This window comes from Moorena sp. SIO3A2, from assembly GCF_010672265.1.
GTDB lineage: Bacteria > Cyanobacteriota > Cyanobacteriia > Cyanobacteriales > Coleofasciculaceae > Moorena > Moorena producens.
Genome location: NZ_JAAHHC010000007.1, coordinates 37,920 through 63,445, shown reverse-complemented (window position 1 = coordinate 63,445; position 25,526 = coordinate 37,920). Strand labels below are relative to the sequence as shown.

17 protein-coding genes and 3 pseudogenes are annotated in these 25,526 nt (G+C 43.1%); 10 read left to right on the top strand and 10 right to left on the bottom strand.

Translation table 11 applies throughout. From position 1 onward, the window contains the following. Positions 1 to 147: 147 nt before the first annotated feature. Complete coding sequence (locus F6K64_RS09660; protein ID WP_154659740.1) at positions 148 to 306, bottom strand: hypothetical protein; 159 nt, start codon at positions 304 to 306, stop codon at positions 148 to 150. Positions 307 to 431: 125 nt separating this feature from the next. Between F6K64_RS09660 and F6K64_RS09655 the strand changes: the two genes are divergently transcribed. After that, the gene (locus F6K64_RS09655; RefSeq protein WP_008182005.1) at positions 432 to 1,076 is read left to right on the top strand and encodes a hypothetical protein; all 645 of its coding nucleotides are present in this window, start codon (positions 432 to 434) and stop codon (positions 1,074 to 1,076) included. Positions 1,077 to 1,277: 201 nt separating this feature from the next. Here F6K64_RS09655 and F6K64_RS09650 read toward each other — a convergent pair whose 3' ends face one another. The 4 genes from F6K64_RS09650 to F6K64_RS09635 all read right to left on the bottom strand — a co-directional run bounded on the left by F6K64_RS09650 (position 1,278) and on the right by F6K64_RS09635 (position 8,012). After that, entirely contained in the window at positions 1,278 to 2,123 is an 846-nt protein-coding gene (locus F6K64_RS09650) for a DUF4388 domain-containing protein (protein ID WP_008182003.1), read from the bottom strand. A 725-nt stretch (positions 2,124 to 2,848) separates the two neighbouring features. Then, positions 2,849 to 3,607: a DUF4388 domain-containing protein gene (locus F6K64_RS09645; protein WP_008182001.1), complete on the bottom strand. Its 759-nt coding sequence runs from the start codon at positions 3,605 to 3,607 to the stop codon at positions 2,849 to 2,851. 1,260 nt (positions 3,608 to 4,867) lie between these two features. After that, complete coding sequence (locus F6K64_RS09640; RefSeq protein WP_008182000.1) at positions 4,868 to 7,360, bottom strand: response regulator; 2,493 nt, start codon at positions 7,358 to 7,360, stop codon at positions 4,868 to 4,870. A gap of 451 nt (positions 7,361 to 7,811) precedes the next feature. Next, positions 7,812 to 8,012 carry a hypothetical protein gene (locus F6K64_RS09635; protein ID WP_131826852.1) on the bottom strand — a complete coding sequence of 67 codons (201 nt, stop codon included), beginning with the start codon at positions 8,010 to 8,012 and terminating at the stop codon, positions 7,812 to 7,814. A gap of 1,175 nt (positions 8,013 to 9,187) precedes the next feature. On the opposite strand from F6K64_RS09635, the gene F6K64_RS09630 reads away from it, so the two are divergent. The 3 genes and pseudogenes from F6K64_RS09630 to F6K64_RS09620 all read left to right on the top strand — a co-directional run bounded on the left by F6K64_RS09630 (position 9,188) and on the right by F6K64_RS09620 (position 12,461). After that, a complete protein-coding gene (locus F6K64_RS09630) occupies positions 9,188 to 9,568 on the top strand; it encodes a hypothetical protein (RefSeq protein WP_008181994.1) in 381 nt (126 codons plus the stop codon). Between the two features lie 231 nt (positions 9,569 to 9,799). Then, positions 9,800 to 10,729, top strand: a pseudogene (locus tag F6K64_RS09625) (ISAzo13 family transposase); the annotation flags it as partial. 413 nt (positions 10,730 to 11,142) lie between these two features. Beyond that, a pseudogene (locus F6K64_RS09620) lies at positions 11,143 to 12,461 on the top strand (IS701 family transposase). 390 nt (positions 12,462 to 12,851) lie between these two features. Here F6K64_RS09620 and F6K64_RS09615 read toward each other — a convergent pair. From F6K64_RS09615 to F6K64_RS09605, 3 genes are all read right to left on the bottom strand, one after another. After that, the gene (locus tag F6K64_RS09615; RefSeq protein WP_008181987.1) at positions 12,852 to 13,400 is read right to left on the bottom strand and encodes a GTP-binding protein; all 549 of its coding nucleotides are present in this window, start codon (positions 13,398 to 13,400) and stop codon (positions 12,852 to 12,854) included. A 150-nt stretch (positions 13,401 to 13,550) separates the two neighbouring features. Continuing rightward, complete coding sequence (locus F6K64_RS09610) at positions 13,551 to 14,411, bottom strand: DUF4388 domain-containing protein (protein WP_008181986.1); 861 nt, start codon at positions 14,409 to 14,411, stop codon at positions 13,551 to 13,553. 521 nt (positions 14,412 to 14,932) lie between these two features. Next, positions 14,933 to 15,343, bottom strand: a complete 411-nt coding sequence (locus tag F6K64_RS09605) for a roadblock/LC7 domain-containing protein (RefSeq protein ID WP_008181985.1) — start codon at positions 15,341 to 15,343, stop codon at positions 14,933 to 14,935. Between the two features lie 561 nt (positions 15,344 to 15,904). Between F6K64_RS09605 and aspS the strand changes: the two genes are divergently transcribed. Continuing rightward, positions 15,905 to 17,692, top strand: a complete 1,788-nt coding sequence (gene aspS, locus F6K64_RS09600) for an aspartate--tRNA ligase (protein WP_008181984.1) — start codon at positions 15,905 to 15,907, stop codon at positions 17,690 to 17,692. A gap of 50 nt (positions 17,693 to 17,742) precedes the next feature. Here aspS and F6K64_RS09595 read toward each other — a convergent pair whose 3' ends face one another. Next, on the bottom strand, positions 17,743 to 18,693 hold the full coding sequence (locus F6K64_RS09595) for a lysylphosphatidylglycerol synthase transmembrane domain-containing protein (protein ID WP_008181983.1): 951 nt from the start codon (positions 18,691 to 18,693) through the stop codon (positions 17,743 to 17,745). Positions 18,694 to 19,078: 385 nt separating this feature from the next. Here F6K64_RS09595 and F6K64_RS09590 point away from each other — a divergent pair, with 385 nt between their 5' ends. Beyond that, complete coding sequence (locus tag F6K64_RS09590) at positions 19,079 to 21,661, top strand: NACHT domain-containing protein (RefSeq protein ID WP_287265359.1); 2,583 nt, start codon at positions 19,079 to 19,081, stop codon at positions 21,659 to 21,661. 101 nt (positions 21,662 to 21,762) lie between these two features. Here the strand turns inward: F6K64_RS09590 and F6K64_RS38825 are convergent. Beyond that, positions 21,763 to 22,195, bottom strand: a pseudogene (locus F6K64_RS38825) (RidA family protein). A gap of 163 nt (positions 22,196 to 22,358) precedes the next feature. Here F6K64_RS38825 and F6K64_RS09575 point away from each other — a divergent pair. Genes F6K64_RS09575 through F6K64_RS09560 form a run of 4 tightly spaced genes read left to right on the top strand, consistent with a single transcriptional unit; the run spans position 22,359 to position 25,123 of the window. After that, positions 22,359 to 23,447, top strand: a complete 1,089-nt coding sequence (locus F6K64_RS09575; protein ID WP_287265354.1) for a glycosyltransferase family protein — start codon at positions 22,359 to 22,361, stop codon at positions 23,445 to 23,447. Positions 23,448 to 23,464: 17 nt separating this feature from the next. Beyond that, on the top strand, positions 23,465 to 24,064 hold the full coding sequence (locus F6K64_RS09570) for a hypothetical protein (RefSeq protein WP_229424213.1): 600 nt from the start codon (positions 23,465 to 23,467) through the stop codon (positions 24,062 to 24,064). A gap of 25 nt (positions 24,065 to 24,089) precedes the next feature. Beyond that, positions 24,090 to 24,677, top strand: coding sequence for a hypothetical protein (locus tag F6K64_RS09565; protein ID WP_287265352.1), 588 nt, complete (start codon positions 24,090 to 24,092; stop codon positions 24,675 to 24,677). 26 nt (positions 24,678 to 24,703) lie between these two features. Further along, positions 24,704 to 25,123 carry a secondary thiamine-phosphate synthase enzyme YjbQ gene (locus F6K64_RS09560; RefSeq protein WP_287265351.1) on the top strand — a complete coding sequence of 140 codons (420 nt, stop codon included), beginning with the start codon at positions 24,704 to 24,706 and terminating at the stop codon, positions 25,121 to 25,123. Positions 25,124 to 25,526 lie beyond the last annotated feature (403 nt).

Sequence of the window (25,526 nt, the reverse complement as noted above, 5' to 3'; positions counted from 1 at the left end):
CAACTACTAAACCCTTGGTTTTCGGCTTTAATTTAAGTTACATAATAATCCCTGTCGGTGTTACCGTAATTTAAGTTTAACAAATAATCAGAGTTTTTGGTAGACTCTGCGACATTTTCTCTAGCTGTTTACTAACCTCCCCCATAGTTAATACCAATTCTTCAAAGTAGGACTATAGATACAGATGGGGAGCTCGGGAGTGTCACGAGTGTCGAGAGTGTTGGCAGTGTCGGGAGATGGCCAGATTAAATTGATGTATAGCCCTAATGCCCCAGAATTGGGATATAAGCGTGAAAATGATTTCAATTTTTATTTTCTAGTTTCTATTTTTTAACTGTTTTATCCTGATCAACCACGCTCTACCTTGAATATTGATTGATGTAACTGTTGCTTTAGACAACAGCTAGAAGCATTGTTTTGAGCGAAGCCAAATGAAAAGTTTTCAACACTATCTAGCTCCTGTTGCGATTGGAGCAATTGTCGTTGGTTTCAGTAGCTATGGTTTGGTGAGTGATAACAATCCTGGTTCCCAGAAAACTCCTGTAGCGAATCTATCTGCTGAACCAGCCACCGAGGCTAGCTCTACCACTGGTGTAGCACCCTCTAATACTACTCTACCTAAGATTACTGTACCTACGGAAGAAACTCAACCAGGAACCAAGGTTGGTAAGGTCGCGCTTAAGGCTACAGTCAGCCAAGGTAATAATAATAGCAATCGAGCTAACGGAGTAATTCTTAATGTCTATCGGGCTGACAGTCAGTGTCAGTCTCTGGTATCTGAACAGGTAGCTGTACCAGTAGGAAATCCAGTAAATACAGTTATAGGAAAAGTTTTAGAGACTGGTAACTCCAGTGACTTTAATGTATCGGGATACCGCGTGAAGGTCAATGCCAATACTGGTGTGGCTACCGTCGATTTGCGCCTATCACCAGATTCCCAGCGGCAGTTTGTCTCCCTCTCCACTTGTGAGCAATTTGCCCTTTTCGGTAGTTTGCGTAAAACTCTTACTGCTAACTCTCAGTTGAATATTAAAGATGTTCGCTTCACAGAGCAAGGAGAAGATATTTATCTTTGAACTGTTCGATCAAACTTACACAAAACGTCAGTTTATGACGCTTTCAGAGGCAAACCCCATCTAAATTCCAAAACCCTTATCCAGTAAGGATTTCATCAATTGATTAAAAACCGGACTCGATTGCTGAAATCCTCACCTCGCCAGCATGTACAAAAATAAGATGCGATAGCCGCAGCCCTGTCCGCTCATCCGACGCCGACGCTACTGCTTTCGGACCTGGGATGAATTGCGGCGGAAGCTAACGAATGGATATTTTTGTTTGTCGAGAGCAATTTGCTTTTGTCTAGATTTGTCTAAGTTTTGATGAGAAGTATCCTTCAACAAAGGTCTTGCTTGTGCAAGACCCACTGTGATTAACCTAAACGCAATCTGCCTTACTTGTGCTACTGGTAGTTTCAGCTGCTTTGCGATCGCTTTCAGAGAAACTTTGCCTGTTGTATAATTCCACACTTTGCATTCTAAAACGTTGAGTCGATAATGGGATTGGGGTGGATCGCAGATGGTACTGACTAAACCCCAATCAGGGTCAGGCAATTGCTCAGCCAAAGCCTCCCAGTGGTGCAGTTCCCTTAACCCGATCAATGTCGCTTCTGTTGCCGGTATACTTAAACCGGTCATTTCCAGGATTGGGATCGGCACGTTCTGCTCGAATTTAAATCGACCATCTTTCAGTTCAAACAAAGGACACACTTGCCGTTGTATTTGAATCTGAAACAACCATTTTAGTTGTGCAGTTTGTACAATACCTTGACTTTGGAGATATAAACCAAGTGGCTGATTGGGAGTACATGACTGAGCTAGTGTAGTGACTATACTGTGTTTAACCCACTGATGTTGAGCAATCAGGACAATTAAACCCTGATGGTCCAATCGATTAGCTGCTGCCACAATCCGACCCTGGTAAACCCAAAAGTGATGAACTGGTCGCCGGTATCCAGAAACTCTGGGTAAGGCAGTAATTCTGAGCCAACCAGTTTTCTTTCCTTTCTCTAGAAACTGAAAAAGTTCTGGCAAGTATAAGTCGCTTAGGTAACCATTAAGGGACATGTCGGGTAATTAAAACCAAGAGAGCACCTTGAGAGTGTCAACTATGAGTGACAATAAATTATATAGTGTTAGATGGTTTGTGCGGCACAATCCAAGTTTTAGCTGAACCGCGATCAGCCCCACGTGTCACCCTGGGAGTTGCCTTCTGTTTACTAAAGCCGAGAGTCCTTAGGACAAGCAGAAGGAGTAGGTTAGCCAGCGGACCGGGCTTTCAAGGTGCGGACGCAACCTTTGAGCACTCAGCCCCTCATCAATCCCAGACAGAGGTTTGGTTTTTTTGATCGGAGCAAAGATGTTGTGCTATAATGCTATGCCGTTGACCAGAACCACAAAGTGCTAAGTTGGAATTAAATAACATCGTCCCTTGATGCTGATGGGTGAAAGTTCTTTTCAATAGTTGGAAACGTAGCTGAAGAAGCTGGATACGTAGTGTTTGAGTAAAACCCTGCCTCTAAGTCTCAACTCTTTTCTTATCGAGATGAGTGCCAAAGAAATGATTGTAGTATTCAAGACTAGTTTGATTACGATTTCCAGCTTTGGATTAACGGTGATATCAACTGAGCAATCAACCAAAGCGCTAGCAATTCTGGATATGTTTCCAACTCTAAAAAGCGCTCTGAGGGAATACAGTTGTGCTTACCTCCACAATTAATATTACCTTTAAGTAGTACTTTAAGGAAGTTTTTATCCCGTTTAAAAAGGGCTCAAAAAACCACACTTGACCGTCAGGTCAATGTAGATAGGTCACATAAGTTGCTAACCAATAAGGGAACTTCTTCTACTAAACCTGTTGTGATTAGTCTAAAAGCAACTTGTTGCACTTTTTCTACTGGTAATCTCAGTTGCCTTGCAATTCTCTTGAGAGAAACATTGCCATTTGTGTACTCCCAAACTTGCCACTCTATAGAATCCAAACTGTATTTAGGTTGACCACCGTTGATACTGACCAAACCGCCATTGGGGTCAGGTAATTTATCTGCCAGAGCTTGCCAGTTGCGGAGCGATCGCAATCCTTTCAACATAGCTATTTTTGTTGGTATACTCAAACCCGTCATTTCTCGTGTTGGTATGGGTACATTCTGTTCAAAGTTAAACTGACCATCTCTGAGCTGAAACAAAGCACACACATGCTGTAGAATTTGCATTCGAAATAGCTGTTTTAATTGTTCACCTTGTAAAGCACCCTGAGTTCTGAGGCATAAACCCAGAGGTTTATCTATGGCACACAGCTGAGCTAACTTAGCAATTACCCGTTCGCTAACCCCGCAGTGTTCAACAATCAGCGATACCAAACCTTGATTGTCTAACCGATCTGCAGCTGCCACCAGGTGACCCTGATATACCCAAATATAATGAATCCTCCTAGGGGTTGCTTGGTTTATTGGCAAGGGAAGCAACCTTAGCAAACCAGTTTTTTGTCCCTGGGCGATAAACTGAAACACTTCTGGTAGGGAAATATCGGTTAAATGGCCTGTAACAGACATAATTGTTAATTGGCTTCATACTAAAGGGTTAGCGGAAATTACTAATTTATAATATATTAAGATTTGTTAAAAAAACACCTGGAAATCATTTTTAAAAGTCAAAGTCAACGTTTTATGACCTGAGTGGCTTGTTAATTTGAAATTAAATCCCATATCAATTTATTAATCCTCTTGAGAGAAACAATAATTGGTAACAGTTTCCGAAAGGTCAGACCCCTCAATTGATTAGGTGGTAGCGATGTTAAGATTGGTAAAAAGTTTTCCTAAAACGCTTCTACCTTAAGATCTGGAATACCAAAATTATTGCTATGGGCAGATAAATTTTCCAACAAATTTTATATTTAACACGCGAGGGGAAAAGCACATTCATAGGCTATAAACGGTTGTATACCCTGTTCTATACCCTATTGGTAAGGCTTGATTTTTTAGTTAGACTCTGATCAGTAATTGCTTACTAGGGTTGGATCAAAATCTTTCAACTGACGCGTTCGCCAATAGGCTGTGCATCCACAACCTACGTTACCCTTCATTGAATGGCTATACTTAATGGCAAGGGCTACTCTAGCCAAAAGCCACCTCAAAGAAGAACAACAACGCCTATGGGCGCGAAAGCGGCTTCCCATAAGGGCATCATATCTGTACGAGAATCCATTCAGGGTAAGCCCTACAAACTCTATGGGCTGCAACCTATTTTTTTGAGATTAGATTCCCCCTTCAGATGAAAGCCCACAAAAATCAATCTCTTGGTGCGCATTCCCTAACGCTTTAAAAAAGCGTGGGGTTCCACGGTTTGAAAAATCGCGGGATCAAACCGCCAAACTACTATTGCCTGACTTCCCACCCAATATTCGGATTAGAAACAAAGCAACGAAGGTTTGCGACTTGGATCAATGAACGTCGATTCCGACGGAAAGTCTGCACTTTCGCTCTTGCTGAACTATTGTCGGATTCGACTAAATAAGCTTTACACCCTAATGAGGTCATAAAAATGACCTATGCTTGATGGCTACTCTCAAGCTTTATACTTTTGAGCCTAACTCCAAATCAAAGATCAATATCTTTGAACCGATAATCTTTAAAGTATCTTTATATTAGAGCCAATTGTGAAATAGTCGAGTAAGTTGTAAATAAAATGTGAATGTATCGGTTCCATTTTTCACGTCCTACCTAGTAGCAATTGGGTTTAATGGATCAAAATCAGCTTGGTGTAAGGCTCAGAAAGCTTTGCTCACCTACTGAAAAATTACTACTGAAAAATTACTACTGACTGATCTTTCCAGCTAGGGATTGAGCTGGGAATACACAATCTTGACCAGTGGCTTTGGCTCGCTCAATAGCCTCATCAGCGGCTCGATAGAGGCTTTCGATGTCTGTGCCATCCTCAGGGTACTCTGCCACCCCAGCACTAAATGTTACCTGCACTAGATCACAGTCATCAAATTCTTCACTAACAGTCTCCAAAATTTCTTGGAGCCTTCTGACCCCAGCCTGTCGATTGAGACCATACATCCCGATGAAGAACTCCTTACCTCCCCAGCGGGCAACTATATCCTCGCTGCGAAACTTTTGCCGCAAGATTTGTCCCAACCGCCTAAGCATTCTATCTCCCATCACATGACCAAATTGCTCATTCACCTGCTTTAAGTTGTTTAAATCCAATAAGGCATAGCAAAGAGGTTGATGGTACCGTTGGGATAAGCGCAGTAATCGGTTAAATTCTATGGTAGATTGACGACGATTAGCCACACCAGTTAATTGGTCAGTTTCTCCTAAACTACGGAGCAGTTTGGTACGCTCTAGACGATGGAAAACACGGGTGACTAACTCGGATTTCGTTATCGGTTTAAAGATATAGTCATCAGCTCCAGCTTGATAAATGCGGTGAATTGTTTCAGAGTCTAGGTGTTCACAAAGCAATAGGATAGGTAATCCATGCCAGATGCGATCATTGCGCACAACTTGGCACAGTTCAATCCCATTGAATTGGGGCATGTCTAAATCCAAAATCAGTAGATCAGGTCCTGTCGCTTCGAGCTGTTCCCAAAATTGATCGGGTTCTTCTAAGGTAATAATCTGCACTCCTAAAGGTTGTAGGAAGTGTCGTATACTTTCGAGCACTAGGGGATCATCGTCTACTGCCAGGACTTTGGCGGTGGAAGGTCTGTCTTGATTTAAGACATCTTCAACGGTTTCTAGTAACTGTATTGGGGTAACGGGTTTGGATAAAAACGCCCTTCCTCCCTGACGAGCAACCTCAACGCGATCGCTAAACCGATTTTGCTGTGTAGAAACGATTACTGGGATTTGAGGGTATTGGTTCTGGAAATATTTTAGGAGTGCGATTCCGACCTCTGGATAATTGGGAAACATCAAGTCCAGTAGCACAACATCAGGTATTTCTTGATCCATGACAACTCTGGCTTCCCTGGGATCTAGGACAACTTTTACTTGCATATCCCAATTGACTGCTTCTCTTTCCAACTGTTGTGTCAGTTGCACGTCTCCATCGATAACTAAAATCAAGGGAAGCTTTTTTGGGAATTGGTCGGGTGCCAGGGGTTCTGATCTATCATCCTCGGTTAGTTCAGAGTCTTTTAATACAGTAATGCTAGGATTATCTTCCAACTCACTACTGACATCACCAGAGAATGGTGATGGAGGTTGCTGGAGTTCTTCAGACAGAAGTGCTACCAAAGATGCCAGATTTTGAATATTAGTTGGGGAGGTTAGCTGCTGTAATTGAGGACTAGGCAATTCTATTTGGTTGTCATAGTTCCTGCGTCTTGACAGATATCTACCTTTACCGGAGTTCCTTGTCTTGGTTATACTGACTTCCTGTAGCCAGTACTCAATAGTTTGGGCTAGCCGTGATCCTTCCACTAAGCCAAACTTATCTAAAGCTCTAACGAGCTTGTGGACTTGCTGCTGGGCTTGTTTTCGCAGATCCTCAGTAAGATGTCCGGCTTCGAGAGCATTAACTGCCTGTTCTAAAGTGGCAAACTGACGCCACATGGTTCCTTTAGAACGCTCCCAAGGCTGATTGAACCTGGTTGGGGTTGGTTTGAGTTTCTTTCTCTTGCTCCTCGGTAAGCTCTTGAGGCGATAGCCCATACCATAGACAGTTTCAATCATATCATCAGCTTCAACACTCTTGAGCTTGCGCCTTAACCCCTTAACATGTGCCCTAACTGTTTCTGGTGAAGGAGGGTCTTCAAATGACCACAGATGTCCGAGAATGAAACTCTGACTAAATACTCGGCGCGGATGGCTCAAGAATAGTTCTAGAAGACCGTATTCCTTTGGTGAGAGATGGAGCAGTTGACCTTTATAAGTTACTTCACAGGTACTCGGGTCTAGGCAGACATCACCCCATTCCAGTAGCCTTAATCCAGAAACACTGTGGTGACGCAGTAATGTCCTAATTCGAGTCAACAGATTCTTGGCTGTAAAGGGTTTAACAATATAATCATCAGCTTCAGCATTAAGCTTGACTTGCTCAGCAGTAGCTGCTTGAGAAAGCAACAGCAAAATCCCTCTATCATAGCTTGCCTGCCGTAGTCGCTTACACAAGCTGATACCATCGAGCTTGGGTAAATCCACTTCCAGCACAATCAGGTCATAGGTAAAGGCTTGAGCATACTCGCAACCTTCTTCCCCATCTCCAGCAATATTTACAATATAATTCTGCTCTCTCAACACTTTACTCAAGGTTAGAGCTAGAGCATTGTCATCCTCTACCAGCAAAAGTCTCATGAACAATCCTGCTGTAAGCCTAGTCCTTTACAAATTTTGGATAAACACAGAACACTAAAAAATATACCTCTTTTGACCTAAGCATTCAGGCGTCAGCTGTCAGCTGTCAGCTTAAAATAAACCTGATTTGGGAGAATTTAAAGGTGCCCTTGACCCATTAAGAATTAAATTCGCCAAGGTCAAGCGCACCTGTGGAATGGGCATCTGGCCGTGGAATGGGGATCTGGCCGTGGAACGGGGATCTGGCCGTGGAACGGGGATCTGGCCGTGGAACGGGGATCTGGCCGTGGAACGGGGATCTGGCCGTGGAACGGGGATCTGGCCGTGGAACGGGGATCTTGCCCGTTTCATTTCCGGGCGGGCAGGATGCCCACTCTACTCTTATTCATTCAAAGACTGACGCAACGCCCAAATGCTTACCTCTTTTATTCAAAAGCTGTTCGCACCTCAATTAGCGTGGCCATTCCCTTAGTGTGGCCTTTGGCCAATGCCAAGGGTGGCCATCGCCCATAAGCACCTTAAGTAGCGTAGCCAAAGGCCAAAGGCTGATGGCTGATAGCTGAATGCTTACCTTTTGACAGATGCTATATGTAATTTCTTGATATGTGTTCACCACTATTTGGGTTTTACCATTAGTAACGGCTAGTTGCACTGGATCATCTCAAAATTCTGTAAAGAGTGTGTAAAGATTGTGTCAACTTGAGAAGTGAGCCTTCCCTCTCTTGGTGGGCGTTTCCTAGCGCTCTCTTGGTGCCCATTCACCCTTAGCTTTGAAAAAGCGCGGGGTCGCACCGCATCTTTGATCGCAACGCGCGGATGAGCGGCGTTACCACTCCTTTAACGAAAGGGTAGCGATGAAGCCTCTGTTATTCGAGAACACTAGTCCAGTAATAATACCAAGTTGGACTCAAATTCGTAAGTCATTCTCTTGGTGGGCCTTCCCTAGCGCTTTGAAAAAGCGCAGGATACCACCGCTTTCAGTTGTTATTAGTCCTTTGTCACCACTCGATAACCAATAATCGAGTAATAGAACTGGATAAATTCACGCTCGATCGGGATTTATAGCCATCAAAGCCTCACGGGGTGACAACCCCGTGAAAACCCAACCAGATTGAGATTTTAAGGAATTGATGGTAGAAAAAGATCGGTCTTGAACTTGTGAGCCAGACCGATCAAAAAATGATATTACCTGAACTATATCTTACTCACCTATCACAATACTTCAGTGAGGCTCAATTAATCACTTTATAAATTTTATTGTTGCTACTGCAAATCCATAAACAGATTAAGATTGAAAGGTTAGCCGCTCATTTTACTTTACCAATTAAGTCCGAAATTCGCCGTCGTCATCTTCAAAGGTTTTTCAAGTTACAGTCGAACTCAGGAGCTCTGATTTTGTTACCAATTATTCAAACAATAATTTCTAATAAATCTCCCAAAAAATAGAGGTTATATCTAGTGTTGGATAGAACTCAATGGCAAGATATAGCAGTCGCCAGGGTAATTAGGACATGACAAAAGTCTCAAACTACAGTTTGGCTTGAGTTTAACTTCTGACTTCTGACTTCTGACTTCTGACTTCTGCTATAAAAACTTGTTTATGGTGGGGGTAATTCTTGGAAAACGGGCACTCCCAATTTACTGGCATTGTCTTGATGCAATAGCGAGTGGTTTGTTCGCGTTCGCCTTTGGCGTGGCCTACGGCCAAGCGTGGCCTACGGCCAAGTTACCGTAAGACAGGCTCGCCTTAGGAGTTGCGCAGAAATAAGTTTATGATAAGGGTCTAAAAATGAGACAATAGAATCGAAGTGATTGTTTCTGGGAAAAATGTCAATAATTGAGGATATTAGAACCAAATTTGAGGCTTTAATGCCATACATGGATGAAAAACTCAGACGATTGTGGTCAGGAGTTGAAGCAGTATCTTTAGGGAAAGAAGGAATAAAAACAGTGGCTTTTGCGACTGGATTATCAAGTAAAACCATTAAAAGGGGAATTCAAGAACTACAAGTTCCAATTGTTCAAGATGATAATCAAAATCAAATAATCAGCTCAACTAAGATCCACAGAAAAGTGAGAAAACCTGGAGGTGGACGCAAAAGTCTATCGCAAAATGACCACACATTAATTCAAGATTTAGAAAAATTAATTGCACCAGCGACTCGTGGAGATCCATGTGGGAGCAGGTCAAATTTGCCGAACAAATGAACTACTTGACAAAACACCAAAAATTCTGTTATTGAGCCGGTCTTAGTTGCAGAACAGATCAACTATGTACCATTAGAGCAAGCTTAAACCCGGGGGCTATAGTAATGGTAAAAATATTCGGCATTTCTGACATGCTCCCCCTATTACCTATTACCCATTACCTATTACCCATTACCTATTACCCATTACCCAGATAAGCGTACAAATGTTCTGCATAAGTGACATGCTCCCGATCCATGTTCCCCGTTACTCTGGACATCGAAAAGTACAGCAAAATTAGCCAAAGCTCTAAAAGAAATGGGACATCAAATTAGTCCAAGAACGGTGGCAAAATTGTTGAAGCAATTAGGGTATAGTTTACAGAGTAATAGAAAAACTTCGGTTCGCGCAGCGTCTCCGAAGGAGAAAGGTTCATCTGATCAAGATAGAGATGCTCAATTTCAATACATTAATGAGAAAGTCAAAGATTTTCAAGAGCGTAATCAGCCAGTAATTTCAGTAGATACAAAAAAAAAAGAATTGATTGGAAATTATCGCAACGTAGGACAAGAGTGGCATCGAAAAAAAGAGCCACTTCAAGTTAAAATTCATGATTTTCCTGATCCAGAACAAGGAAAAGTAATTCCTGAGGTCGTTTATGATGTAACTGATAACTCGGGATGGGTCAACGTAGGAATAAGTCATGATACAGCTGAGAGAGCCGTAGCTTCCATTCGTCAATGGTGGAAAAATATGGGAAAAAAAGTTTATCCAGCAGCTAAAGAAATACTGATAACAGCTGACTCTGGTGGCAGTAATGGCTATCGAATTAGATTAGGGAAAAGTGAGTTACAAAAATTAGCGACGGAAATCGGATTGACCATCAAAGTATCCCATTTGCCTCCCGGGACAAGCAAATGGAATAAAATTGAACATCGAAGGTTTTGTCACATAACAAAAAACTGGAGAGGTAGACCTTTAACAAGTCAAGAAGTTGTCGTAAATTTAATTAGTCATACTACGACTAATACCGGACTTAATATCCAAGCTGAATTGGACAAAAATGACTATAAAACTGGCATAAAAGTTAGGGAAAAAGACTTTAATGAGGTGCAGATTGTGCGAGAATTTTTTCATGGAGAATGGAACTATGCTATCCTGCCTCAATCAACGTCTAAATAGGGAAAGTTATTTTTGCGCGAATTCTTAATCAATAAGTTTTAACCATGCATCTGCATAGCCTACCAACCATAAAGGCTCCCCTGTCTAAGGTTTCGTCTCCGGGGGAAACCACGGCAAAGCGCGAGTGGGGGGAACCCCCTTTGGCGGCGCTGCCTCCCCTGTTCCGAAGCTGCATCGCTTCCTCAACAAAAGAGGTGCCAGTAATTGTGATCAGCAAAAAGCAATACTAAGACCAGTATTAAAGTTATTGGGCTCTACCGAACATAGTGTGTATAAAACCGCGCTTATGGCCGAATAGGTCGGATGGGACGGGTTATTTATAAAAAATCATTCTATTGGTACTTAAACTAAAATCGAGAATCAATAAAGGTATAATACAGTTATGGCCGACATTTCACGTTAAGACTTGAGGAATGAAAGAGACAACTCCCGCACCCCTTGCCCCCTTGCTTCGAACGATGGTGTAAACCCTTTGATGATGTCTGGACCCATAAAGCCCAAAAACGGGAGTTTAGGAACTATATAGGTGGATTATTAGGGGAAAGTGAACGAAAAAACCTGTCTCAAATGGCTTATAACCCTGTGGGAGTGACTTACCACCGATTACATCATTGTCTTGATGCAATAGCGAGTGGGGGAAACCCCCTTTGGCCGACTGCATCGCTTTTTGACGGAAGCGCCCTGGTCAGCCGAACCGGTTGAACGCCGCCTGATCGTGATGAATCAGTGTAGCCAAACCCGGATCAGTAGAGGATTCACGTTAATTGTTGATGACTCAGGACTCGCGAAAAAGCGGCAATTTCACAGCCGGAGTGGGACGGCAGTACATGGTCGAAATCGGTAAAATCGATAATGGGGTAGTAGTGGTAACAACTGATCTATATGATGGCCAAAAAAGCCTACCATTAGATTTAGAGTTATATCAACACGCCAGTTCTTTACCTCAGGGAAACAAAGACCCTGAATTCAAGAAAAAGCCGGAGCTAGCTTTAGGGTTAATTGACCGCAGCTTGCTGAGAGGATACCGACCGGGGTACGTGGTAATTGATGCTGGCTATGGAAATAACACAACATTTCTGCATAAGCTGGAAAAAAGGAAACTAAAGTATTTAGGGGGATTAGCCAAAAACCGCCAAGTTATAAGTCAAACATCGGCAAATAACAGAGAGGAAATTCCCTTAGATAAATTAGCATCAGTCTTGCCTGGCTCAGCTTTTATCCCGGTTAACCTCAATCTAAATCAATCGAAAACAGTTTGGGTGGCCACTGTTGAAGTTGAACTATCACAGCTCGAAGGAACGAGAACAATTGCTATCGTCAATCAGGCCTCGACCTTCGACCAAGAAGCGTGAGATTGACTATTTGATTACCAATGTTGACTCAACAAAAGCCACAGCCGAGTGGATAGTAACTAGCTATGCTCAAAGGAATTGGGTGGAAGTTTTCGATCGAGAAGCCAAAGGATGGTTAGGGCTTAAAGAATATCAAGTCAGAGATGCTCGCAGCTTGCTGAGACATTTCATTCTTGTGTTTTGTGCCTATACATTTATTTTATGGCACACCTTAACTGGAGGGTTAAGAAGACGTTGGGCTAACAAACCTTTAAAAACCTTTCCTGAGTCATTAGAGGCGTAACGGAGCAGCGATGTCTTTCCGTTTTGTGGAGTGGCTGACTCAAAATCGCAACCTATTCTTCGCTTACAAAGCTGCTTTGGGCTTTATTTGGGCTTGATATCTGTTTAAGTACCACTAGGCAGGAGTTACTCAATACTGCGCAACACACTCTATAAGTAGTAGGGGGCATTATTAACGGAAGCTACAGATAGAATTGCTGCGTAAGTTCTGCTAGGGTGGGCATTATCCACCCTACTACTAACCTAAGTTGCTAGTTATCAAAAAACACCTCAAAATGGCTTCAAGACACCAAAACTTAGTATCGATAGATCCTTAATTATATAGATTATTGGTATTAAGAGCTACCATTTATGGGTATAACTAGCCAGGGCAAACGTATCTTGTCAATAAACTGGGGATAGTTCTCAATAAACCCTGCCTTGTCTGTCTTGTCTTCGTTGTCCCCTTGTAGCCTTAGTTTGAGATTTTCCGGCGATAGACCCACACTTTAGTCATTAGGGTGAGTGTGGGATATGTCACATTTAATGAAATATTGTACTAGCACTATTAATGCTTGAATCACAGAATCTCGTTGATTGGCATTGAGGCTGACCATCGGGGGTCGATTGCTTTCATCCACAAAGCCCAACGCGATCGCTACATCCTCTTCTGACCAAGCTCCTTCACAATCAACATGGGTTAGACCAATCACTAGGGGAATTTTCACACGCTGTCCCATAAAACTGAGCAGGCGACGGGAAGAGCTAAACTGACTGGGACGATGGGCATCAACAAGGAGTATGTAAGCATGCGCTTTCCGAATCAGGATATCCCACATGAAATCAAAGCGAGACTGTCCTGGAGTACCATATAAATGTAGCGCCATATCTTGAGCAAATTGCAAACGCCCAAAGTCCATCGCTACTGTAGTTTTTTGCTTAATTTTAGTTGTCACGTCCGTTGCTAGGCAATCTGTATCCACTACATCAATTTCGCTAACCGAGCGAATGAAAGAGGATTTTCCAGCACCCACGGCACCGGTTACAACTAGACGCATAATTTCCACGCTTATTTGCTGTTAGCCGTTCTGAAGCAGAATCGGAAACACGACAACATTATTGTCAACCACAGGATTAGGATTACCATACTCTGATTGCAGAAAAACTACCATTAACTCCAAAAAGTACCTAGCTGTTATTAATCGTTATTACCTCCTTAAGAAACCAAGTAAGTGTTGCACAAAGCGATTGCTCAGCTCTTGAGGATTGTCCTCCTCAGTTCGATTTGCCCCAACGGCGACTGGCTCTAATCCCTGTGATTGCCAATAGTTCTGTTGATATGAAGTAAGCATAGGCACTTCTGCGACTAAACCCACGCTAATCAGCCGGAAGGATATCTGTTGAACCGTTTCCAGAGACTTCCCCAACCGAGTAGCAATATCAGTGAGGGGAATCGACCCATTGGCTAATTTCCAAACTGCAGCTTCCATAGGGTCTAGCCCTAACTGGCGATGACCAACCATCGCCCTAGATAGTGCTGAGGTTGTCTCAGGTAGCTTGTCTGCTAATCCAGTCCAATCTGGTAGAGCTCGCAGACCAATTAGAGTTGCTTTGGTAGCTGAGATGCTTAAACCCGTCATTTCTATCGTGGGCAAGGTTGCCTTAGAGTCAAACCTAAATTTAGCATCTTTGAGCCGGAATAAGCCACAAACTGAGCGTATAACCTGGGCATGAAATAGTAGTCTCAACTGCTCTGGATGCAGAAATCCCTTAGTCTTCAAGTACAGACCAATCGGTTTATTCGCCGGACATCGATTTACCTGTTCATTAATTACCTCAGGGCTCAGCCAACCCCGCTGACACATCATTTTCAGCAGGCATTGGTGATCCAGACGATAGCTAACTGCCAAGATCCGACCTTGGCGCAGTAGAATATGTCGAGCTTTTATTTCCTGACTATGCCTACTTAGCTTGAATCGGAGGGTTAGTAATCCAGTTTTGTTTCCTTGATCGAGGAACTGAAACAATTCTGGGAGGGAAAATTCCGCTAAAGAACTCGTGATAGCCATTACTTGCCAATAATAAAGAAAGTCACCTATTACTAGGCTTAAGTTTATTGATAGTCACAAGACATAATGAATAATCTATTTTTTTTGATCGATTTTTTCGGATTTTATATTAAAGTTATTAAATTTTAATTATTTTACAATACAATTCTAACCATTGGGTTAGTAATTCCCTAAGTGTAAAGTCAAAAATTTCTATCTTATGACTGATGCGTAAAATGAAGATATAAGCCTTCGAGAGGAGAGGTTCAGCAGGGTTTCTGACATTGGCAATCTGACATTGGCAATAGGCTTAACTCAAACCTGGCGCTTAGATAGTTTTCCCACTATAGCCACTTCCAGTTAATACGATAGGTATATTGAGTTACCTAAAATCAAAAGGATTTCTTAAATTATTCAAATAACAGCTACCATTTTTACCAAAATCATTATTATATATTATATTCAATTATTGGTCAAGATAAAATTAACCCACCCTAATCTAAGCAGTGGCAACCTTTCAGATCGTTGCTGTGGCACTTTAGCTAGAGTTTTGTTTCATAAATTCCTGGTATGCTCTGGTGAGGCTCTAAGGCAGCCTTCAAATCTGGAATCACCCGCTTGATTTCCAGCATCAGCACCCCCTGTTTAGCTGCCTTGGTGGCTAAGACTAATAGAACCGCATACTCGCCACAGTTGGTTAGTATGCCATAACCTTTATTACCTTCTACGAAAATGCGGTCTAGAATGCCTCTGGACAATTCCGAGCCAATCCGTTCACCTAGGGATAACATAGCAGCTGACATGGCTGATACTCGTTCTTCATCCATCTCGCTCGGTAAACTGGATGCTATAGGCAGCCCATCAGGAGAAACTAAAGCAGCTCCTTGAACCTCACTGGTGCTGGTGACAAAATTTTGGATAATGGTCTCCAGCTTGGCGGTATTAATGGTCATGGTTATCCATTCCTCATCAAAACGTTACTGCTCAATCGAGTTTGTCGAAAATAGAGTGATAGGGAAAGTCTAGCCAATTATTAAGGTCTAGTTGCCATACTCGGTGGTTGCCGTAAAATCGTCGGAGATGTGGCTTGGTTTAGCAGATCAGGAACTATAGCCCGAAGGTAAATAAGACCTATGAAACCTTTTCCCCCAGATCAGGAAGCCTAGGGCGTGTCTTCAAACTCCGAGTACCCCCGTTTCCCTTAAAAAAGGGGGACTTTGAGTATGGCTCCCCCCTTAATAAGGGGGGCTGGGGGGGATCTAATATCTTGCGGAAAACTTTGAAAACACACCCTAGTGTCAGACTATGGCCTAGACTCGGGTCAAATGAGCTATAATTCAGACTTTGTGGTGCCTGAAATTGCCTGGGTCGGCTTATTGGCGGGGGATTTTAATCCTAGTCAAGTGCTGGTAAAACAGCACATATCATCCGTGAGGCTGAGAATCTAAGACTATAACGCGCCAGGGTTTAGCCTGATAAGTAAGTTAATTGAACCAGTATTATAGACAAAGACTATGCGAACTCATTATTGTGGTGAACTCCGAAGCCAGCACATTGGTGAAACTGTTACCCTGTGCGGCTGGGTCTCGAAACGTCGCGACCATGGAGGTGTGATCTTCTTGGACCTACGGGATATTAGTGGTATTGTCCAAATTGTTAGTGACCCTGAGCGTACCCCTGATTCCTATAAAGATGCCGATCACCTGCGCAATGAATATGTAGTAAAGGTTACCGGACGAGTTACTAAGCGTCCTGACGAGTCCCTTAATCCCAAATTGCCTACTGGCGAGGTAGAAATTTACGCTCTTTACATTGAACTGCTCAATAAAGTGCGTAAGCAGTTGCCATTTCAGGTGTCCAGTGCTGATACTGAGTCAGTGCGAGAAGACTTACGGCTGAAGTATCGCTATTTGGACTTAAGACGCGATCGCATGAGCAAAAACGTGCAACTGCGCCATCAAGTGATTAGAGGAATTCGCCGTTACCTGGAAGATGAACAAGGCTTCATCGAAGTGGAAACCCCAGTGCTAACTCGTTCCACTCCCGAAGGTGCTAGAGACTATCTTGTCCCCTCCCGTGTGAATCCGGGTCAGTGGTACGCTCTGCCCCAATCCCCCCAATTGTTTAAGCAGCTGTTGATGGTATCGGGTATGGATCGATACTACCAGATTGCCCGGTGTTTCCGAGATGAAGACCTCAGAGCTGACCGACAGCCGGAGTTTACCCAGTTGGACATGGAAATGTCGTTTATGTCCCAAGAGGAAATTCTCCAGCTTAATGAGACATTAGTATGTCACATTTTTAAGACAGTCAAAGGTATTGATATCCCCAGACCATTCCCCCGCCTCACTTACGCTGAAGCCATGGAACGCTACGGAAGTGATAAACCCGATACTCGCTTTGGCTTAGAACTAGTCAATGTCTCTGATTTGATGAAAGATTCTGGCTTCAAAGTCTTTTCCGGTGCAGTAAAGACTGGGGGTGTAGTCAAAGTTCTACCTATTCCTGGTGGTAATGAAGCTATATCGAATGTCCGGATTAAACCAGGGGGTGACTTATTCAAAGAAGCAAGCGAAGCTGGTGCTAAGGGGATAGCTTACATCCGGGTGAGGGAAGGAGGTGAAATTGATACCATCGGGGCGATTAAGGATAACCTAAGTCATAGCCAAAAACAGCAGTTATTAGAGGCAACTGGTGCTACTGCTGGTCATTTGCTGCTTTTTGGTGCTGGTTCAGCTGACATCGTCAATAAAACCCTCGACCGCTTACGACTTGTGATTGGTCAAGAGTTAGGATTAATTGATTCAACAAAGATTAACTTACTCTGGGTAACAGACTTCCCCATGTTTGAGTGGAATGCCGATGAAAAGCGTTTAGAAGCACTGCACCACCCATTTACAGCTCCCCATCCTGATGACTTAGATGATCTGAAAACGGCTCGAGCTCAAGCCTATGACTTAGTATGGAACGGGGTAGAAATCGGTGGTGGTAGTCTCCGGATATACCAGCCAGAGATTCAGCAACAGGTTTTTGAAGCTATTGGCTTGTCTGAAGAAGAAGCTCACAGTAAGTTTGGGTTTCTGCTGGAAGCCTTTGACTATGGTGCCCCTCCTCACGGTGGGATTGCTTATGGTTTGGATCGGCTAGTGATGCTATTGGCTGGGGAAGAATCGATTCGGGATGTGATTGCTTTCCCGAAAACCCAACAAGCACGTTCTTTGCTAACCGATGCTCCAGGTGGTGTGGATGATAAACAGTTAAAGGAGTTGTACGTAGCTTCTACCTATCACGATGAAGCATGAAATATGAAGTATGAAATATTATGAAGTATCAAGTATGAAGTATCAAGACTTCATTCTTCATCTTGATTAGAAGAGCGATCGCTTGGAGGTTCATTTAACCATGCCAGTGCCGCACCGCCAACTTCTGATAGAATACTGATCAAACGATACAAGGCAACCGAACTCAGCACCACTGCCGGAGCAAAGTCATGCTCTAGTAAACCCACTGCAGTGGCTTCAAATACCCCAACTCCCCCTGGTGCCCCTGGGACAATTAAGCCCAACAGCCAAGCTACACTAAACCCACTAAGCAACAGGGGGAGTTGGCTGGGGCTGATTGGACTTAAGGCTAACAGGGTAAGCAAAAAGCCTGAACCTCGCAATCCCAAAAAGCCCAATTCCCCCAACAATGGTAGGATTGGGTAGCGCTTGACCCGGATAATCTGATCAACACCCGATTCAATGCTTTTCTTCTTACCTGTTAATTTAGCTAAATACTGTAGGCATGGGTTTAAACACCAAGGATGAATCAGTATCAGTACAGCAAACAGAATTGGGAGTTGAATGATCCGGCTGGCCAAAGGAGAGCTGATCAAAGCCAGCAATAAAGCACCTACTGCCATCATGGGAGGTTCCATTAACACGCTCAGAGTAGCTACTCCCAATGGAACTCCTGCTGTTTTCGCTGCCCAGATCCGACCATAGAAGTGCCAAACGTTACCTGGTAAGTATTTGGCAATGTTAACTTTGAGATAGATCCGGATACACCACCCAACCCCTGGTTCTTGGTCGAATTCCCGCAGCATCCAATGCCAAACCCAGCCAGTCCAGGTGTGGGCTAGTAATGTCACGCCAACAGCGATCGCTAAACAAGTCCATCCAGAAGTGCTGATCCGAATCGCTAGCACTTCTTGCCAGTTGTCTTTCAAGGCTTTTGCTAAAAAGAATAATGTCCCACCTAAGATTACCCAGCGTAGGTAAGGTTTTAGGGGTGATAGGACTCGCTTAATCGCTACATTCATTGACTATCTATTCTACCATTTTTACAAAGTAATACGACACGAACGAAGATATCACAAATGACAGACAAAGAATGACAGTGATAAAATGCTAAAGACTCAATTAGATTACTAATAGTTGTAAATATATATCTGAAGTATAGCATTTTTTAGTAAAATTTATAAGTGTTCCTCGACTGTGATCGAGTCAGCCTGTTTACAGCAAATTGGGTTATGACGAGGTCACTATTGCAACAGTTTTTTGCCCAAGAGGATTGAGCGTTTACCGTTGACGGTTAACAGTCAAATTCAAGGATAGTCTTACCAGTAAATTACATCTTTAAGCGGCAACTTAGTATTAGACTCGCTTACACTCGAAAGCAAGGGGCTTTGTAGCAGTAGCATCACTATGCCAGAAAACATGTCGGACAAGCCATCGTTCCAAAACAAGTCAAAAGCTTTGGAACCGGAAGAAAACTTGGTCATGGGGTTGTGGGGAAAATTCACCTCACAGTTTAACGACGGAAAATCAACCTCACAGTTTCAAGACAAGTATTACCAAAGCTTAGTCTACGGTTTTCGTGACTTGAAGACAGTAGTGTTGAACACAAGGCTATCAAGGTTGGATTTCGAGCAGGTATTTGTCCCCCTAAGATTCGCTACAAAAATTCCAGGTAATAGACCATTACCTAAGACAAACTCCCATCAATCTCAGATCAGTCCGGAAATTTGGGATTTTATCGCCAAAATACCTAAAAGACCAGCCTATCGACATTTGGCAATCATTGCCCCCCCAGGGTCAGGAAAAACCACTACGTTGCAGCATTTGACCCTGACCTATGCCAACAATGCTCACCGCCAGTATAAAGCGCCAAAACTAATTCCTATACTGGTAGATTTGCGGAATAGTTGCGATCGCATTACTAGTGAGCAAACACCATTATTGGCACAGCTAGTTACGAAACAAGTTGAGGAAGGGTCATTACCAGGATTGGGTCAATCCGCAGGCTTGGAGAAACCTCCTGCTAATTGGTTTCGGGATCAGTTAGAAAATGGCAAATGCTTAGTGATGTTGGATGGGTTGGATGAAATAGCTGATCCGGATCAGAGTCAGCAGGTGAGTCAATGGGTTAACCAGCAGATGCAAACCTATCCCCAAACTGCTTTTATCCTGACATATCGTCACCAGGGCTATCGTAGTATACTGGGGTCGCAGATCGAAACAGTTTTAGAAGTACAACCATTCAATTTCAACCAAATTCAGCAATTTCTTCAGGGCTGGTATCGACAAGCTAAGATTATTAGTCCCAGTAAACAATTATCAGCTCAGAAGCAAGTTGAGGATTTAGTAGAGCGGATTAGAAATAATCCCTCGATAGCTTCAATGGCAAGCAACCCACTGCTGCTAACTATGATAGCTACCCTTCACGCTTGCGGTAGCATGTTACCAGAGCGTCGGGGAGAACTTTACAGCAAAATTTGCCATGTATTGCTAGAGGTGTCATCAGCTCAGAACATCCCTAGACCCCTAACAACTGTCCAAAAACAATCAGTCTTACAAAGACTAGCACTAGGGTTGATGGAACAGGAAACTTGTGAATTCACCCCATCTGATAGTCAAGAGCACCTAGCATCAGTGGCAGGGAGTCCACTAAAACCAAAGGAATTTCTTAAGCATATAGAGACAGCTACTGGGTTACTAGTGGAAAGGAGGCTAGGTATTTACGAGTTTGCTCACCAGAGTTTTCAGGACTATTTAGCCGCTGCTCAGGTAAAGGAACTGAACCAAGAGCAGATCTTGACTAAAAATGTGGATAATCCCTGGTGGACTGAAACTATCCGCTTCTGGGCGTCGGATGCTGATGGCACTAACTTGATTCGTGCGGCCTTGGAAAAGGCTACAGAAGAGTCTTTAGCTTTTGCCTATAATTGCCTAGCGCAAGGCTTGACCGTTAAGCCTAAGCTAGAGCAACAACTTGAACAAGTCCTAGCAGCCGATTTAGCATCCCCTAATCAAGAAATTGCTCAGTTAGCTGCAGAGGTTAAGTTATCTAGGCGGTTGAATCAACTATTCCGAATTGATGACAGAATCGAAATTGGCTTGAGTTATATTACCTGTGCTGAGTATCAATTATTTTTGGATCAAAGCCTAGCAGCAGGTCAGTCTCATCAGCCAGATCATTGGGAAAGCAAACGCTTTATAGCGTTAGAGGGAAATCAGCCAATTACTGGAATTGGAGCTCGTGATGCAAAAGCATTTTGTAAATGGTTGACTCAAAACTACTCAACACCAGGATTCAGGTACAGATTGCCCACTTCCGATGAAGCACAGGAGTACCAAGCCATTGAACAGCCAGTAGGTTGCTGGTGCCAGGAAAAAGAACACAACGTGATTGTGGGGATAAAAGCAGCTAAGTGGAAAAATTGGCAAAAACAATTAGCTAATGTTGTTCAACTAGATATAGCTCTAGATTTAAACCTAAACTTGGAGGGGGAACTAGAACTGTTCCGATACCTAGATATCCAACTCTACCGGTATTTAGAGCTTAACCTCTACCAATACCGAAACCTTTACCAAGAGCTTGAACAAAACCTCGACCTCGATCGATACCTTTACCAGAACCTTGAGCCATACCAAGACCTATACAAAGACCTCAAGCTAGGTAAATATATCAACCTCAATCCCTACCTCAACCTCGACCTTGACCGATACGAAAACCCAGATCTTAAATTACTTCGCTTCTATGTGCTGTTAGTATTTATTGCCTGGAGTGTGCGAGCTGATATTTATCAAAAAGCTGCTACCAATCCTGAAATCCTGAAACCTGTTCATTTGACGGTTAAAAATTGTCAAGACTTAAGCCGTAAGTATGCCAGTAATAGGGATAAAATTGCTCCAATTTACACATTATTTTTATTAATGGATGAGCGACGAACTGGTCGAATGCCAGCTTGGGAGGGAATTCGGTTTGTTCGAGAAAAAGTGAACTGAACTATCCAATAAAAAAGGCAAAACTATTAACAGTTATAAATTTAAATGCCTATATTACCATGGGCGAAACGGGCAAGCTAATTGCTAATTGAAAATTATTATTAATCACCACAATAAATAATCAAATCAATTTCTACATCACCATTACCAGCCAGACCTATGACTCCAACCGTTGTTCGACAAGGGAGCCGATTTTTGTTAAAATAAGAAGCATATAAATCATTCACTGTCTGGTAGTATCTAAAATCAGTCACAAAAATGCGAGCCATAACTACCTGATCGAAGCTAGTGCCAGCATGGTCTAAAACCAGCTTCAAGTTTTCCATTACCTGTTTAGTCTTTAAGGTGCGCTTTCCTATGGCGAATTAAATTACGGGGTCGCACCTCCTCAATTGACCCAATTATTACTTTTCCAGTGACAGGGTCTTCAGCTAGCTGTCCCGTCACAAATAGAAAATCTCCTGCCCGAACAGCGTGGGAATAAGGAGCTACAGGTGGCAAAACGTTGTTCGGTAAAGTGATATATTCCAGCACGTTTTCAACTCCTTAAACAATAAACTTTAAATTTTTTTCTGAATTTGATTTTAAAGTGTGGAAATTATAATCAAGGTAGTAACTGCCAAAGTTAGCCACTTGTGGTTTATTTTTGTTAGCCTGCATGAAAGCCTTCAATTAACTCAATACCTGAGCTCCTAGAATGTCTAGACCAGTTTTATACATCGCTATCACTAGCCACGGTTTTGGTCATGCTGTACGTACTGCCTCCGTAGCTGCGGCTATTCAACGACTGTGTCCGGATATCTTACTGATTCTAGTAACAACAATACCACGCTGGTTATTAGAATCCTACATTCCGGGGGATTTTATTCATCGCCCACGGGCTTTTGATGTTGGTGTTATTCAAACCGACAGCTTAACAATGGATAAAGAGGTAACCTTAAGCAAACTACAGCAAATTCGTTCCAATGCTAGATCAATTATTGCTAGTGAGGTTGACTTTATTCGTAACAATCGAGTAGGGCTGATATTAGCCGATATTCCCCCCTTAGCTGTAGGTATTGCTCAAGCGGCTGACATTCCCTGTTGGATGATGAGTAACTTTGGCTGGGACTTCATCTATCGAGACTGGGGAGGAGAGTTTGCTGAGATTGCCGATTGGATTAGTGAGTATTATGGAAAATGCGATCGCTTATTTCGCCTTCCTTTACATGAACCCATGAGCGCCTTCACCCATATCACCGATGTGGGGTTGACAGGGGGGTCACCAGGGTACAGTACAGATCAATTAAGGAAGCATTTTGATCTGAAGTCTCCAGAGTTTAAAACTGCTTTACTCACCTTTGGGGGATTAGGGTTAGAACAAATTCCTTACCATAATCTATCTAGATTCCCTAACTGGCAGTTTATCACATTTGACTCTCAAGCGCCAGATTTACCCAATTTACTTAAAATCAAGGGTCACGACTATCGACCAGTGGATTTCATGCCCTTGTGCTCGCGAGTGATTTCCAAACCGGGCTACAGTACTTTTGCTGAAGCCTTACGCCTGGATATACCTATTTCTTCAGTTACCCGCTCGGGATTTGCTGAAGCCGCTATCCTAATAGAAGGGGTGCAAGACTACGGTCACCACCAGATTTTAACACCGACAGAATTTTTCCACGGCAAGTGGGAATTCCTCCATCATACTCCCAAGCCACCCAGAAAATCTCAAAGCTTGGTAAAGGATGGAACAGACAAGATTGCTAAAGATATTGTTAACTACCTCCAGACTTACACTAAATAGCCTAAATAGCCCCTGCCATGATATCTACCGTAGATTCGCTTATAGAACAGATCCAGAATAGCCATAATTCTATCCCAAAGTCCATCGACACACCAGAAACCTCTACTATTGAAGAGCAAACCTCTAAAGAGCAGACCTCTTTCCCCAGCCTAGAGTTGGCAGCACGAGACGTTCGTATGGTACTTGATCAACAAAGGGAGCGCAGTCAAACCTTGACCACAAAGCTCAATATCTTGTTTGTCACTAACGGAGCCTTGTTAACGAGTTTAACCATCTCTGGACTAGTATTTTTTCGCAGCCCCTTTGGTATTGCTGAGATACTGGGATTTATGCTTAATTTTACCCTACTAATCCGTGCTTTTCTCCCGCGTCAGATCGCAGTCAGTCCCAACTTGGGAGATAAAAAATTCCTAGAACGTTACCTGGTACTCTCACCAGAACAATACCAGCTACAGATGCTGGTTAACCTGGTAGAGACTTATAATGCAAACAGACAGCGATTAGAAGATTTTTCTCTATCGTTGAAGTATTCTGCTTATGTAACTTGGGGGGTTGCCTTGATTATTACGTTGAATGTCATAGCAGAGTTTTGCATTCCTGCGCTTAAACTGATGTGATGTATTGTTGGCTTTCGCTGAGACTATGAATTCTAAACAGGTTAATAACAAACCCTCTGGAGAACCCTTGAGTTTACCGGAACCAGACCCAGAGAACATCACTGTCTTGACCCGTAACCTGCCCAACGAGCCTATTCTGCCTTGGAATCACTATGATTCCCCTTGGCGTGACGGGGATCCAGAGAATCCAGAGGCATCGGAAAATTCCGAGCAGGCCGATCAGTCCTGTGACAATCAATCTGTAACTGAGCCAGAATCAGCAGAAAAGCCGGAGTTATCAGAAACTGCTGCTCAACTGGATAAGCTGTATACAGAAGAATTGGCAACTGTCCCTGAGTCGTTATCAGAAGATACTTCGTTATCAGAAGATACTATAGAGTCATCAGAAACTGCTGCAGAATTGGCAACTGTCCCTGAGTCGTTATCAGAAGATACTATAGAGTCATCAGAAACTGCTGCTGTGGTGGATAAGTCTGCTGAAAATCTACCAACAGGTGTAGCCACAGAAACCTCCGAAACACCTGTGGTGGATAAGTCTGCTGAAAATCCACCAACAGGTGTAGCCACAGAAACCTCCGAAACACCATCGGAGGAACTGAAACAGCTCGGGTAGCAGCGGCTCGATTAACCAACCCTTCTATGACTCATTATCAACAACGACTCAAAATTAAGACTACCGGTAAATCCTTCTCTAACATTACCGGGAATGTTCAATCCGTGGTTGCTACATCAGGACTGGAGACTGGACTGTGTACCATTTTCCTGCGTCATACCTCGGCAAGTTTGGTAATTCAGGAAAATGCTGATCCTGATGTCCTCACGGATTTATCGAACTTTTTTGCTAAATTAGTACCAGAAGATGGCAAAAGCTATAGCCATAGTGCCGAAGGTCCCGATGATATGCCTGCTCATATCCGCACTGCACTGACTAAAACATCGGAACAGATTCCTATTGCTCAAGGGAGATTGCTCCTAGGAACCTGGCAAGGAATTTATATTTGGGAGCATCGGCGACAGGCTCACTACCGGGAGTTGGTGGTGCATATCGCAGGGATTTAATATCAACCAGTATCTATTCTAACTATTACCTAAAAGCATTACCTATAAGAATAAATGCTGACCAGTACTAAGGGTGACTGTATTCAGGAGTCAAGAGCCACGAGAGTTATGCTTGCTGTAGGGATTGAGTATTATTGATTTTTTATGCGTGGAAGGGTTTTTTGACACTCCCCGCCCTGGAAGGACGGGGATTCTTGCTTCACTGAGGGGACTTGTTTAACCAGGCCGGAGCCAGGAAAAATAGGGATCCCCTCTCCACAAGCGTATTTGGTCTCTAACCTAGGTTTCGGTGTGCCGGAGACGAAACCTTAGAAGAGTGGAGCCTTAATCATAAAGTTTTAACCCTTTTATGCATAGCCGACTAACCTTAAAGGCTCCACTCTTCTTACGGTAACTTCTAACC

Excerpts from the sequence above, each read along its gene's own strand:
- F6K64_RS09655 (WP_008182005.1), top strand. The coding sequence starts at position 432 with ATGAAAAGTTTTCAACACTATCTAGCTCCTGTTGCGATTGGAGCAATT.
- F6K64_RS09650 (WP_008182003.1), bottom strand. The coding sequence starts at position 2,123 with ATGTCCCTTAATGGTTACCTAAGCGACTTATACTTGCCAGAACTTTTT.
- F6K64_RS09645 (WP_008182001.1), bottom strand. The coding sequence starts at position 3,607 with ATGTCTGTTACAGGCCATTTAACCGATATTTCCCTACCAGAAGTGTTT.
- F6K64_RS09640 (WP_008182000.1), bottom strand. The coding sequence starts at position 7,360 with ATGAGACTTTTGCTGGTAGAGGATGACAATGCTCTAGCTCTAACCTTG.
- F6K64_RS09630 (WP_008181994.1), top strand. The coding sequence starts at position 9,188 with ATGTCAATAATTGAGGATATTAGAACCAAATTTGAGGCTTTAATGCCA.
- F6K64_RS09615 (WP_008181987.1), bottom strand. The coding sequence starts at position 13,400 with ATGCGTCTAGTTGTAACCGGTGCCGTGGGTGCTGGAAAATCCTCTTTC.
- F6K64_RS09610 (WP_008181986.1), bottom strand. The coding sequence starts at position 14,411 with ATGGCTATCACGAGTTCTTTAGCGGAATTTTCCCTCCCAGAATTGTTT.
- F6K64_RS09605 (WP_008181985.1), bottom strand. The coding sequence starts at position 15,343 with ATGACCATTAATACCGCCAAGCTGGAGACCATTATCCAAAATTTTGTC.
- aspS (WP_008181984.1), top strand. The coding sequence starts at position 15,905 with ATGCGAACTCATTATTGTGGTGAACTCCGAAGCCAGCACATTGGTGAA.
- F6K64_RS09595 (WP_008181983.1), bottom strand. The coding sequence starts at position 18,693 with ATGAATGTAGCGATTAAGCGAGTCCTATCACCCCTAAAACCTTACCTA.
- F6K64_RS09590 (WP_287265359.1), top strand. The coding sequence starts at position 19,079 with ATGCCAGAAAACATGTCGGACAAGCCATCGTTCCAAAACAAGTCAAAA.
- F6K64_RS09575 (WP_287265354.1), top strand. The coding sequence starts at position 22,359 with ATGTCTAGACCAGTTTTATACATCGCTATCACTAGCCACGGTTTTGGT.
- F6K64_RS09570 (WP_229424213.1), top strand. The coding sequence starts at position 23,465 with ATGATATCTACCGTAGATTCGCTTATAGAACAGATCCAGAATAGCCAT.
- F6K64_RS09565 (WP_287265352.1), top strand. The coding sequence starts at position 24,090 with ATGAATTCTAAACAGGTTAATAACAAACCCTCTGGAGAACCCTTGAGT.
- F6K64_RS09560 (WP_287265351.1), top strand. The coding sequence starts at position 24,704 with ATGACTCATTATCAACAACGACTCAAAATTAAGACTACCGGTAAATCC.